This is a genomic window from Hymenobacter cheonanensis (assembly GCF_030581075.1).
Classification (GTDB): Bacteria; Bacteroidota; Bacteroidia; order Cytophagales; family Hymenobacteraceae; genus Hymenobacter.
This window is the reverse complement of the sequence record NZ_JAUQSW010000010.1, coordinates 91745-104042: the sequence shown is the minus strand read 5'-3', so window position 1 is coordinate 104042 and position 12298 is coordinate 91745. Positions and strand designations below refer to the sequence as shown.

Genomic DNA, 12298 nt, shown 5'->3' with positions numbered 1-12298 from the left:
ATAACTAAATTAATCTTCGAGCACGTTGTTCATAAACGTGCTTTTGAGGGCTAGCCAGAGCAGCCACAGGGCCAGGCCCCAGCCCAGGTAAGGGCGGTAAAAATCCTGCACGTTGCGGTAGCGCTGGGTGCGGATATCAGACTTTTCGAGTTTGTCAATTTCCCCAAATACCCGGCTGAGCGCGGCATTATCGGTAGCTCGGAAGAAGCGGCCTTCCGCCGCCTCGGCCAGCTGGCGCATGGTGGTTTCGTCGAGGCGAGTTTGCACGTAGCGCGGCTTGCCGGTAGTAGAGTCGCGGCCGAAGGGCACGTAGCCATCCTCCCCCAACCCTATGGTATACAGCCGGATACCGTAGGCATGGGCGAGCTGCGCGGCCAGCAGCGGGTCGAGGCTGCCAGCGTTGCTTTCGCCATCGGAGAGCAGCACGCAGATGCGCGACTTGGCCGGCGACTCGCGCAGGCGGTTAATGGCCACGCCCAGCGCCGTGCCGATAGCCGTGCCATCCTCCTCAATAAGGCCCGGGCGCAGGCTACTTAGGTTATCGAGCAGCAGGTCGTAGTCGGTGGTGAGGGGCACCAGCGCGTAGGCCTGCCCGGCAAAGGCCACCAGCCCGAGCCGGTCGCCGGCCCGGCGCTGCACAAAGCGGCTGGCCAGGCGCTTGGCCGCCGCCAGGCGCGTGGGCTTCAGGTCTTCGATTTCCATGCTGCCCGACACGTCGAGGGCTAGCACGATGTCGATGCCGCGCCCGGTTTGGGTCAGGTGCTCGCTCAGGTGCTGGGGCCGGGCCACGGCAATAATGAGCAGTACCTGGCTGAGAGCCAGCACCACATCGGGCACGAAGCGCAGGCCGGCCCGCCAGTCGGGCCGCAGCCCGCTAGGCCCAAAAGCCACCACTACCTGCCGCCGGCGCCGGGCCAGCAGCCAGCGCAGCAGCGGCAGTAGCGGCACTAGGGCCAGCAGCAGCAGCAGGCGCGGGTGTTGCCACTCGTAGCCGGCCAGGGTGGCGTAGGAAAAGATAGTCATGCAAAAACGGCCAGGAGGCGCAAATTACGGCTGGCAGCCGTGTCTGGCCAGCCACCCGGGTGGCACGGGCTACCTTTGCCCCGACCATATGCCCCAGGGGCCGGCTTCATGATTCGTACCGTAATTTTTGACATGGATGGGGTGATTATCGACACCGAGCCCATCCACCACCAGGCGTTTTTTACGCAGTTTGCCGAGTTGGGCATTACCGTTCCGGACGAGCTATACGCTTCTTTTCTAGGTTCTTCTACGCGCAACGTGTTTCAGCAGCTCAAGCAGCAGTTTGGCCTGCCGCAGGAAGTGGAGGCGTTGCTGCTGCGCAAGCGCGAGCTATTCAACCAGACATTTGACACCGATGCCAGCCTGGATTTGTTGCCCGGCGTGCGGGCGCTCATCGAAGATATTCAGCGGCACGGTATTCAGTTGGTAGTGGCCTCATCGGCCTCCAAAGCCACGATAGCCCGGGTTTTCAAGCGCTTCGGGCTAGCCCCATATTTTGCGCATGTGGTTAGCGGCGAAGACTTTGCGCAGTCGAAACCCAACCCGGCCATCTTTCTGCATGCTGCTAGCCAGGCCGAAACACCCGTGACCGAATGCATTGTCATCGAAGACTCGGCTAACGGCGTGGCAGCGGCCAAGGCGGCCGGCATTTATTGCATTGGCTACGCCAGCCCGCACTCGGCGGGCCAGGATTTGCGCCGGGCCGACCGCATTATTCAGGATTTTTCGGAGCTGTCGGCAACCCAAATAGAGGCAATTGAAGTAGCTTAGCCAGTACGTGCGCTACTCAAAGCGCCCTAGCTCGGTGCTGGCAAACGTCCACTCCGGCGTGTCGAATTGCGGTTCCTGCGGCCCCGGCACGGCAAACCAGGCCCCTAGCGCCGGCCGGTCCACGTTGCGTAGCACATGGATGTTTTGGGCGGGCATGTAGCTCTGCAGTAGCAACAGGTAGCGCTGGTTGGTGCGCGGGTTTTCGGCCACGTCGGCTACCAGCACGGCGTGGCCGGGGCTGCCACCGTGCACCAGCACGTCGCCGGGCTGCGCCTGGGCCAGCGGCACCGGCAGCACCTCACGGCTAAGCGAGCGCGTGCCTGCGTAGCCAAAAACGGGCAGCAGGTAGCGCCCCAGCGCCGCGTGCGTGGGGGCCTCGGCCGGCTTGGGAGCGGGGCGCACTTCCTCGCCCTTCACCCGAAATGTAGTGCCGGCCACGTAATCCGAAAACCAGGCATCGTAGCCAGTGGTGAGGTGAAAGTGGATTTTATTCGGATTGATGCTGAATAAGTACTCGGCCCGCAGCCGGATAACGGCATCGGCGCACTGCTGTAAGTCGGTGGTGCCGGGGTCGATATTGACCACCGCCGCCACTACCGCCTGGTTGTCTTTTAACTGGCCGTTGTAGAGGCGCGCTAGGGTGCCAACCGAGCGCAGGGGCAGCGTGCGCAGCCAGGCGCCCCACGAGCCAGCTGGCACGGCCACGCGCTGACACCCCGCCGGCGGTGCAAAGCGCCCGACTAGGGTAGCCTGCGGCGCCGACGGCCCCGCTAGCCACGCATACACTGGCGGGGCCGGGGCAGGGGCCGCTAATAGAATAAAGCCCGGGACAAGCAACCGAAAAAAAGCCATCGTAAACGAGTGAGATATTGCCCCAACGCTACGTTTTCCCTGGCTAGTATACCCCAAAAAGGCCCCGCTGGATGGCGGGGCCTTTTTGCACTATGCGAATCAACTAGCTTAGCTGCTGGCAGCCGCTTTTTTAGCAGCTGGCTTCTTGGCCGTAGCGGGTTTTTTGGCCGCTGCCAGTTTTTTAGCCGGCGCTTTCTTCTTGGCTACGGGGGCTTTGGCTGCTTTCTTAGCGGGCGCGTCGGCTTCCTTGGCGGGCTTTTCGGCGGTGGCTTTCTTGCCGAAGCGGCCGCCCTTGGCGGGCTTATCGGGGGCGGCGGCGGCTAGCTCCAGGCAGCGCTCCAGGGTGAGGTCGGCAGGCTCTTCGCCCTTCGGAATCTTCACGTTTTTCTTGCCCGCCACGATGTAGGGGCCGAAACGCCCGTTGAGCACCTGTACCTCGGGGTTTTCGTCGAAGCTCTTGATAAGGCGCTCGGCGTCCGATTTGCGCTTGGCTTCAATAAGCGTCACGGCTTCCTCACCCGTGATGGTATGCGGGTCCTGCTCCTTGGTAAGCGAGTAAAACTTGCTGTCGTGGCGGATATAAGGGCCGAAGCGACCGAGCGCGGCCGTCATGTCTTTCCCTTCAAGCTCGCCTACCACGCGCGGCAGCTTAAACAAATCCAGCGCCTCTTCCAGCGTGATGGTTTCGATAAACATGCCCTTGCGCAGGTTGGCGTAGGCGGGCTTGGTTTCGCCTTCGGTATCGCCCAGCGCCACGTAGGGGCCGTATTTGCCGAGGCGGGCGGTTATTTTTTCGCCCGTTTCGGGGTGCAGGCCAATTTCGCGGGTGCTGCTGAGCGTGCTGCGCTCAATGTCCTGCCCGCGCTCCACGCTGGCGTGGAAGGGCTCGTAGAAGCCGGCCAGCATGTGGCCCCAGTCCTCGTGGCCGTTGGCAATCTGGTCAAACTCATCCTCCACCTTGGCCGTGAACTGAAAATCCACGATGGCGGGGAAGTGCTCGACCAGAAAGTCATTGACTACCAGCGCTGTGTCCGTCGGAAAAAGCTTCGCCTTATCGGCGCCGTATGTTTCGGAGCGCTGCTCGGTTTTTACTTCATTACCCACTAGGGCCAGCGCATAAATTTTACGCTCTTTGCCCTCGCGCGAGTCTTTTTCAACGTAGCCGCGCTTTTGCACAATGCTGATGGTGGGGGCGTAGGTGCTCGGGCGGCCGATTCCCATCTCCTCCAGCTTTTTCACCAGCGAGGCTTCGGTGTAGCGGGCCGGCGGCGTGCTGAAGCGCTCGGTGGCCGTGAGGGTTTGCAGCGGCAGGTTCTGGCCCACGCTCAGGGGCGGCAGGCCGCGCGAGAACGAGCTTTCGCCATCGGCGGGCTGGTCGTCGTCGTCCTTGCTTTCGGCGTAGGCTTTCAGGAAGCCTTCAAACGTAATAACCTCACCCGTAGCCGAAAATGTGGTGCCTGGCTGGGTGCTGATGCCGATAACGGCCGTGGTGCGCTCAATCTGCGCATCGGCCATCTGCGAGCCCATGGCGCGCTTGCGAATGAGGTCGTAGAGGCGCTGCTCCGAGGCATCAGCCCCGGCCTTCAATTGCTTGAAATCGGTGGGGCGAATGGCTTCGTGGGCTTCCTGGGCCGAGGCCGACTTGGTTTTGAACTGTCGCTCCAGCGCGTATTCGGCGCCGTAGGCGGCCTCAATGGCCTCGCGGGCGCCCTTGCGGGCCTCCTCGCTCAGGTTCACCGAGTCGGTACGCATGTAGCTGATGCGGCCGGCCTCGTACAGCTTCTGGGCCACCGTCATGGTTTGGGCCACCGAAAAGCCGAGCTTGCGCGAAGCCTCCTGCTGCAAGGTGGAAGTAGTAAACGGCGGCGCGGGGCTGCGCTTGCCGGGTTTTTTATCGAGGCTATTAATACTGTAGCTAGCCCCGATGCAGCGCGTGAGGAAGGCTTCGGCCTCCTCGCGGGTTTTGTAGCGGGTGGGCAGCTCGGCCTCCAGGGTAGTGCCCTGGCCGGCGTCGAAGCGGGCCACCACGCGGTAGGCGCTGGCCGACTTATGCTGGTTGATTTCGCGCTCGCGGTCTACCACCAGGCGCACGGCCACGCTCTGCACGCGGCCCGCCGAGAGGCCGGCTTTCACCTTGCGCCATAGCACGGGGCTCAGCTCAAAGCCCACCAGGCGGTCGAGCACGCGGCGGGCCTGCTGGGCGTTCACCAGGTCAATATTAATCTGACGCGGATTCTGGATGGCGGCCAGAATAGCCGTCTTGGTAATCTCGCGAAACACGATGCGTTTCGTTTTGTCGGCCTTCAGGTTAAGCGCTTCCGAGAGGTGCCACGAGATGGCTTCGCCCTCGCGGTCATCGTCACTCGCCAGCCAGACCGTCTCGGCTTCTTTCGATAGCTTTTTGAGCTGCGAAATCAGCTCGCGCTTGTCGGCATCAACCACGTAGGTGGGCTTGAAACCGTTGGCTACATCGATGGCGTTATTATCCTTGGGCAGGTCGCGGACGTGCCCGTAGCTGGACTTCACCACGTAGTCCGGGCCGAGGTAGCCTTCAATGGTTTTAGCCTTGGCGGGCGATTCGACGATAACTAGATTCTTGACCATGCGGCGGCGGTAGGGGCGGGAGTAAGTGTTTTGTCAGGATGCTGAGAACGCAGCCCCGGCCCGAAAAGTTGAAAACGGGGACAAAGATGCACGCCCGGCGCCGACTATGGCTGCTAGGCTACCTTCGAGCCGCCCGGCATTGCCAGATAGCCTCCCGCGCCTACTTTTGTTAGTCTCCACCGCGAGCCCCAACTCGCCCCACCCTCTCTGCTTCCTTTCCGCATGGCTTCCGCCAAGAAAACTACGGCCCCGGTACCTGACGCTATCGACGACGCCCGGCCGGACGAAACCGGCACGTTTGCCGACGATAACACGACCCGCAAGCGCGGCACCCGCCGCAATGCCGGCCTCACCGATACCGACTACGTGAACGAGCAGCTCAACCGCGTGCTCTTCGCCCTCGACGCTTTTAAGAAGGGCGACGTGTCGGTGCGCCTCACCAAGCAGAACGACGACATCTTCTCCGAAATCGCCGAGGCCTACAACTCGATGGTGGAGATGATTGGCGGCGTGGGCGGCGAGGTGTCGCGCATTTCGAAGGTGGCCGGGGTGGAAGGCAATCTGAAAGCCCGCGCCTCGGCCGACGGCGCGGCGGGCTTCTGGCGCGACATGCTCAATAATATCAACGGCCTGGTGGACTCCATCGCCGTGCCGGTACTGGAAGTGGGCAAGGTGCTGAAAAACATCAGCCGGGGCAACCTGGATGAGAGCTTCCAGATTCCGGTGTCGGGCGACTTCAAGGTGATGGCCGAAACCATCAACCGCACCATCGACAACCTCAACGTGTTTGCCGGCGAGGTAAGCCGCGTGGCGCAGGAAGTAGGCACCGAGGGCCGGCTAGGGGGCCAGGCCGTGGTGCCCAACGTGGGCGGCGTGTGGAAGGAGCTGACCGACAACGTGAACACGATGGCTGCCGCCCTCACCAGCCAGGTGCGCGACATCGCCAACGTGACCACTGCCGTAGCCAGGGGTGACCTCAGCCAGAAAATGACGGTGGACGTGAAGGGCGAGCTGTTGCAACTCAAGCAGAATCTCAACCAGATGGTGGACTCGCTCAACCTCTTTGCTGGCGAAGTAACCCGCGTGGCCCTCGACGTAGGCACGGAGGGTAAACTGGGCGGCCAGGCCAGCGTGCCGGGCGTATCGGGCACCTGGAAAGACCTGACGGACAACGTAAACAACATGGCCGCCAACCTGACCAGTCAGGTGCGCGACATTGCCAACGTGGCTACCGCCGTGGCTAGGGGCGACCTCAGCCAGAAGATGACGGTGAACGTGAAGGGCGAGATTCTGGAGCTGAAGAATATTCTGAACCAGATGGTGGACTCGCTCAACATCTTTGGTGACGAAGTAACCCGCGTGGCCCGCGAAGTAGGCACCGAGGGTAAGCTCGGCGGCCAAGCCGTAGTGCCCCGCGTAGGCGGCACCTGGAAAGAGCTGACGGACAACGTGAACACCATGGCCGCCAACCTGACCTCTCAGGTGCGTGACATTGCCAACGTGGCGACAGCCGTAGCTAGGGGTGACCTCAGCCAGAAGATGACGGTGGATGTGCAGGGCGAAATTCTCGACCTGAAAAACATCCTCAACCAGATGGTGGACTCGCTCAACATCTTTGCCGGCGAGGTAACCCGCGTGGCTAGGGAGGTGGGTACCGAGGGTATCCTGGGCGGTCAGGCCAATGTGCCGCGCGTATCGGGCACCTGGAAGGAGCTGACGGACAACGTGAACACCATGGCCTCGAACCTGACTTCTCAGGTGCGCGACATTGCCAACGTGGCCACGGCCGTGGCCAGGGGTGACCTCAGCCAGCGCGTGACGGTAAACGTGCGCGGCGAGCTGCTGCAGCTCAAGGAAAACCTGAACCAGATGGTGGACTCGCTGAACGTGTTCGGCGACGAGGTAACCCGCGTGGCCCGCGAAGTGGGCACCGACGGCAAGCTGGGCGGCCAGGCCGTGGTGCCGGGCGTGAAGGGCACTTGGAAAGACCTCACCGACAACGTAAACACGATGGCCGCCTCGCTCACCAGCCAGGTGCGCGACATTGCCAACGTGACCACCGCCGTGGCTAGGGGCGACCTCAGCCAGAAGGTGTCGGTAGACGTGCGCGGCGAGCTGCTCGACCTCAAGGACAACATCAACCAGATGGTGGACTCGCTCAACATCTTCGCCGGCGAGGTAACCCGCGTGGCCGTGGAAGTAGGCACCGAGGGCCAGCTGGGCGGCCAGGCCGTAGTGCCTAACGTGAGCGGCGTATGGAAAGACCTGACCGACAACGTGAACACGATGGCCACCAACCTCACCATTCAGGTGCGGGGCATTGTGAAAGTAGTAACGGCCGTATCGCAGGGCGACCTGACCCAGACGCTGACGCTGGAAGCCGCCGGTGAAGTAGCCGACCTGGCCCAGACCATCAACCGGATGGTGGACGACCTGAACCGCCTGGCCTCGGAAGTAAGCCGCGTGGCCCGCGTAGCGGGTGCCGAGGGCAAGCTGACCGAGCGCGCCACGGTGGGTGGCGTGTCGGGCTCCTGGAAGGAACTGGTGGATACGCTTAACGCGCTGATTGAGAGCATTGCCCTGCCGGTGCTCGAAGTAAGCCGCGTGGTGCGCGCCATCTCGGAAGGCGACCTGACGCAAATGGTCGAGATTCAGACGACGGGCGACATTCTCTCGATGTCGAACTCGCTCAACCAGGCCGTGGAAACCCTGAATGCGCTGCTCGGTGAAATCAACGACTCGGCGCAGGTGGTGGGCACTTCTTCGGAAGAGATGGTGGACAAAGGCCAGGAAATGAGCCGGGTAACGGTTGACGTGGCCCTGGCCATGCAGCAGATGGCCGAAGGCGCCCAGAACCAGGCTCTCAAAACCGACCAGGCCTTCAAGCTCATTGAGGAAATCATGACGGCCACCAAGGAAACGGCCAACAAGGCCGACGTGGTGAACAAGTCGGCCATCATGGGTGAGCAAACCTCGCAGCAGGGCCTGAAAACGGTGGCCGAAGTGGTAAAAAACATGGAGGAAATCTCCGGCGCCGCCACCCAAACCTCGCGCACCATCGAAGTACTGTCGACCCGCTCGCAGGAAATCAGCAAGTCGCTGGGGGTAATTACCGATATCGCCTCGCAAACCAACCTGCTAGCCCTGAACGCCGCCATTGAAGCGGCCCGCGCCGGCGAGGCCGGCCGCGGCTTCGCGGTAGTAGCCGAGGAAATCCGCAAGCTGGCCGAAGGCTCGCGCAAGTCGGCCAACGAGATTGCCACGCTTGTAGAGGATGTGCGCAAGGACACGACCAGCGCCGCCGCTGCTATCAGCGCCATGGAAAGCCGGGTGCTCAAGGGCAAAAATGCCACCTTCGAGGCTAGCGCGGCCTTTAAGAACATTGCCACCAGCAGCGGCGAAACGCTGCGCACCTCGCGCGATATTCTCACGGCCACGGCCGTGCAGCAAACCTCGATTGGCGACGTAGTGAAGTACGTGGAGGAAGTGGTAGCCATTGCCGAGCAAACGGCCACCGGCACCCAGCAGGTGGCCGGCACGGCCCGCCAACTGTCATCTTCCATGCAGGAGCTTACCAGCTCGTCGCAACGGCTCTCCGACATTGCCGACGACCTGCAGGACGGCCTCGAAACCTTCCAGCTCTTCGACTACGAGCCGGAGCCCGAACCGGAACCCGAGCCCGAGCCTCAGCGCCGGGTAGTGCGCCGGCCCGTGGCGGCAGCCAAGGCCGCGGCTCCCGAGCCTACGCCCGTACCGTCGGCCCGGGCCAGCCGGCCCATGCCAACGCGCCGAGCATCGGCCAGCGTTACTACCGGGGCTACCAACGGCCAGCAGCCCGCCAGCAATGGCCATGCCCGCGCGGCCGCAACAGCCCCCGAAGCCCCCGCCACCCTGGCGGCCAAAAAGCCAACGCGCCGCGCCAAGCCGGCTTCGGCCCCAACCCCGCCGCCCGCCGCCGAGAAGGCCGGGGAAAACGGCAAGGCTTCGGCCCGGCCCCGGCGCGCCAAGGCGAAATAGGCGGGCTAGCCCAGCTTAGTGACTAATTACCTGGTTTTGCGTTTTTTTAATTTTAATGGCTGATTCTGCTGCTTCCCGTCCGGCTACTGCTTCGGGCCGGCCTGCGCCGGCCGCTCCCGAGGCGGTGGTCCAGCTGATTGTTTTTCGCCTGGGCGATGAGGATTACGGCATCCGCATCGAGCAGGTGAAGGAAGTCACCATCACGCCCGAGGTAGTGCGCATGCCCAAAACGCCCCTCTTCATTAAGGGCATTACCAACCTGCGCGGCGATATTATTGCCGTGGTAGACCTGGAAGAGCGTTTTCAGCTGCGGCCGGCCGGCCGGCCGGTGCCCGATTTTTCGTACACGCTGGCCGTCGAAGCCCCCGACTATACGCTAGGCCTGATAGTGCGCGAGGTGCCCCGCCCCGTCACCATTCCGGTGAGTGCCATCGAGCCGGCGCCGGAGTTTGTGCAGGACAGCGGCCAGCGCGAAAAATACCTTGAGGGTATTGCCAAGCTGCCCGGGGGCGAGGGCGTCATTATTGTGCTCGATATGCCCAAGCTGCTCACCCCTAGCGAGATAATGCGGCTGCCGGGCCAGGCTGCTGTCCCGGCTGGGCGCGCCGGTACCAAGGCGGCCCCTGCAGCCAATGCACCCTCCGGCGCCTGATAGCCGTAGACGAGCCTAGCCGGCCGCCCCAGGTAGCGGCGGCGCCCTCCCTTTCTTTTATCACTCTCTCAGATTCAGTTGTACATGAATAAGCGCATTCTCATCGTCGATGACTCGTTCTACATGCGGACGATGCTCAAGAATATGCTCACCGATGCCGGCTACGATGTAGTAGGCGAAGCCGCCAACGGCCAGCAGGCCCTGGAAATGGCGGTAGCAACCACCCCCGACCTCATCACCCTCGACGTTATCCTGCCCGACAATACCGGCCTCGATGTGCTCAAAGGCATTCGCCAGCAGCAGCCCGATGCCAAAGTGGTTATGTGCTCGGCCGTGGGTCAGGAAACCATTGTAAATGAGGCCATTGAAAATGGCGCCCTGGCGTACATCGTAAAGCCTTTTTCGGAAGAGCGCGTGCTGGAGATAGTCGGCAGTGCCCTGCAGGGCGACGGCTCGCTGGCCTAAGCCCCGCCGCCGAGGGCTAGCCGCCCCCTTCACCTAATACCCGATAACAGTATTCTCTTGGTTTCCTTTTTAGCTCCTGCGCAACTGCTTTCCCTGCTAGGGCCTGGCTGCCGCCTGCGTGCCGCGGCCCGGAAGAAAATGCGGTGCACCGAGATAATACGCATGAAGCATTCGTTGCCCAATCGACTATGACAGCACGCGAGCAAGAGTATCGGGAGCTGTTCATGGCCGAGGCGTTGGAGTATTACGATGCCATGTCGCGCCACCTGAGCGAGCTGGAGCGTAATCCGCAGGATACGGCGGCGCTGAATGAGCTTTTCCGGCTCATGCACAATCTTAAGGCCAACGCCCGCGCCATGGGCTTCATCGACATGGGCGAGGTAGCCCACAAGATGGAAACCCTGTTCGGGCAGATTCGCGGCAACGAGCGCACCTTCACGGGCGCGCTGGTTTCGCTGACTTTCCGGGCGGTTGACATTCTGGGCAACATGATTCGGGCAGTGGGAGCGGGGCAGGAATTTGCCGATGCCAAGCCCTTGCTCGACAACCTTGAGCACCTCATCAAAGGCGAGGAAATCGTAGAAACCCGCCCCGCTCAAACCGAGGAAGAGGCCGAAACCGATGCCGCCCGCAAGCTTGAACTGTCGGACCTGGTGTACATTCCGGTCAAGAAGCTGGATAACCTGCTGAACCTGGTAGGTGAGCTGGTGATTGACCGCGACCGGATTCTGACCCTAGCCGCCGAGCTAGGGCACCCGGCGCTGCAAGCCACGGCCCGCCACCTGTTTCGCATCTCCGACGATTTGCAGTACTCCGTAATGGATGTGCGGCTGGTAGGCGCCGGGGTGCTGCTGAATAAATTTCCGCGGGTGGTGCGCGACGTAGCCGCCGCCGAAAATAAACAGGTCGAGCTGAGCCTGGCCGGCCAGGATGTGCAGATTGACCGCAACGTGCTGCAACTCATCACCGATGCCCTGCTGCACATTGTGCGCAATGCCGTGAGCCACGGCCTGGAAAACCCCGACGACCGCCGCGCCGCCGGCAAGCCGGCTATTGGCAAGCTCACCATTTCGGCCCTTACCGAGCGCGACGACGTACTAATCCAGGTGCAGGATGATGGCCGGGGCATCAACACCGAAGCCGTGCGCCAGAAAGCCGTGCGCAAAGGAATGCTGACGGCGGAAGCCGCCGCCGTGCTCGACGAGCAGCAGGTATGGGCCCTGCTGTTTGAGCCCGGCTTTTCCATGGCCGAAAAAATAACCGACATCTCGGGCCGGGGCGTGGGCCTCGACGTGGTGAAGCTGGCCATCGATTCGCTCGGTGGGCGCCTGCGCGTGAATTCGGAGCTGGGCCAAGGCACTACGTTTACCCTGGTGCTGCCCACTTCCATTGCCGTAAAAGGCGCCTTACTTATCGAGCTTGACGAGCGGGCCTACGCGGTGCCGCTGCTGCACACCGACACGGTATTGGCGTTGGCCAGCGACCAGGTTTTTGTGGTGGGCGGCCTGCTCATGACCCGCATTCAGGACGAAAATGTGCCATTAGTGCCCCTGCGGCAGCTGCTCTACGCCGAAGGCGACGAGCTACTGCCCCTAGCCACCCGCGCCGACCTGCCCGCCGATGGGGGCCTGCACCAGGTGCTGGTGGTGAGCTACAACAACCGCCGCCTGGGCATCCTCATCGACCGCTTCCTGCGCCAGCAGAATATCGTGGTGAAATCGCTGAGTAAGCCCTTGGATACCATTGACTTGTTTGGAGGTGTTACCCTGCTGGGTAGTGGGCAGCTTTGCCTGGTACTGGATGTGCCAGCCCTAACCCGGCTATTTCTATCCAAACGCCCTTAACTTTAGCTGCTTCCCGCCCTTTTCCGTATTACTTTGCCAGCTTCTGCGCCGCTGTTACGAACTAAGCCGT

Annotated in this window: 8 protein-coding genes; 5 read left to right on the top strand and 3 right to left on the bottom strand. The window is 62.3% G+C overall.

Annotation, left to right across the window (positions count from 1 at the left end; all coding sequences use genetic code 11):
* Positions 1-9: 9 nt before the first annotated feature.
* Positions 10-1023, bottom strand: a complete 1014-nt coding sequence (locus tag Q5H89_RS17860) for a VWA domain-containing protein (protein WP_305020711.1) — start codon at positions 1021-1023, stop codon at positions 10-12.
* Between the two features lie 108 nt (positions 1024-1131).
* Here Q5H89_RS17860 and Q5H89_RS17855 point away from each other — a divergent pair, with 108 nt between their 5' ends.
* The gene (locus Q5H89_RS17855) at positions 1132-1794 is read left to right on the top strand and encodes an HAD family hydrolase (RefSeq protein ID WP_305020710.1); all 663 of its coding nucleotides are present in this window, start codon (positions 1132-1134) and stop codon (positions 1792-1794) included.
* 12 nt (positions 1795-1806) lie between these two features.
* Here the strand turns inward: Q5H89_RS17855 and Q5H89_RS17850 are convergent, their stop codons facing one another.
* Complete coding sequence (locus Q5H89_RS17850) at positions 1807-2646, bottom strand: DUF4846 domain-containing protein (protein ID WP_305020709.1); 840 nt, start codon at positions 2644-2646, stop codon at positions 1807-1809.
* A gap of 108 nt (positions 2647-2754) precedes the next feature.
* Positions 2755-5250: a type I DNA topoisomerase gene (topA, locus tag Q5H89_RS17845; protein ID WP_305020708.1), complete on the bottom strand. Its 2496-nt coding sequence runs from the start codon at positions 5248-5250 to the stop codon at positions 2755-2757.
* A gap of 222 nt (positions 5251-5472) precedes the next feature.
* Here topA and Q5H89_RS17840 point away from each other — a divergent pair, with 222 nt between their 5' ends.
* The 4 genes from Q5H89_RS17840 to Q5H89_RS17825 all read left to right on the top strand — a co-directional run bounded on the left by Q5H89_RS17840 (position 5473) and on the right by Q5H89_RS17825 (position 12228).
* Positions 5473-9267, top strand: a complete 3795-nt coding sequence (locus Q5H89_RS17840; RefSeq protein ID WP_305020707.1) for a methyl-accepting chemotaxis protein — start codon at positions 5473-5475, stop codon at positions 9265-9267.
* Positions 9268-9322: 55 nt separating this feature from the next.
* Entirely contained in the window at positions 9323-9919 is a 597-nt protein-coding gene (locus Q5H89_RS17835) for a chemotaxis protein CheW (protein ID WP_305020706.1), read from the top strand.
* A gap of 84 nt (positions 9920-10003) precedes the next feature.
* Entirely contained in the window at positions 10004-10384 is a 381-nt protein-coding gene (locus Q5H89_RS17830) for a response regulator (RefSeq protein WP_305020705.1), read from the top strand.
* A 188-nt stretch (positions 10385-10572) separates the two neighbouring features.
* Positions 10573-12228 carry a chemotaxis protein CheA gene (locus tag Q5H89_RS17825; RefSeq protein WP_305020704.1) on the top strand — a complete coding sequence of 552 codons (1656 nt, stop codon included), beginning with the start codon at positions 10573-10575 and terminating at the stop codon, positions 12226-12228.
* The last annotated feature ends 70 nt before the right edge of the window (positions 12229-12298 follow it).